The sequence below is a fragment of the Emticicia sp. W12TSBA100-4 genome, from assembly GCF_040253585.1.
Lineage (GTDB): Bacteria > Bacteroidota > Bacteroidia > Cytophagales > Spirosomataceae > Emticicia.
Genome location: NZ_JBELAU010000085.1, coordinates 1 through 412, shown reverse-complemented (window position 1 = coordinate 412; position 412 = coordinate 1). Strand labels below are relative to the sequence as shown.

Here is a 412-nt window from a genome sequence, read left to right as displayed (position 1 = left end):
TAGTGTAAGTACAGCAGGCACATACACAGCAACATGTATCAACAGTTGTGGTGAAAGTGGAGTGAGCAATGTAGTAGTTATCACGACAGGCAGCAGCCCAGCGGCTCCAGTAATTTCAACGAACAAGAATAGCTTGTGTAATAGCGAAACGGCAACGTTGACAGCAACAGGTTGCAGTGGAAGCTTGAAATGGAGTACAAATGCGACAGGCAGCAGCATCAGTGTAAGCACCGCTGGAAGTTATACAGCGACATGTATCAACAGTTGTGGCGAAAGCGGAGTGAGCAATGTAGTAGTTATCACAACAGGTAGCAGCCCAGCGGCTCCAGTAATTTCAACGAACAAGAACAGCTTGTGTAATGCAGAGACAGCAACATTGACAGCAACAGGTTGCAGTGGTAGTTTGAAATGG

1 pseudogene is annotated in these 412 nt (G+C 46.6%); it reads left to right on the top strand.

Annotation, left to right across the window (positions count from 1 at the left end):
* Positions 1-412 (top strand): annotated as a pseudogene (locus tag ABR854_RS25860) (hypothetical protein); the annotation flags it as partial.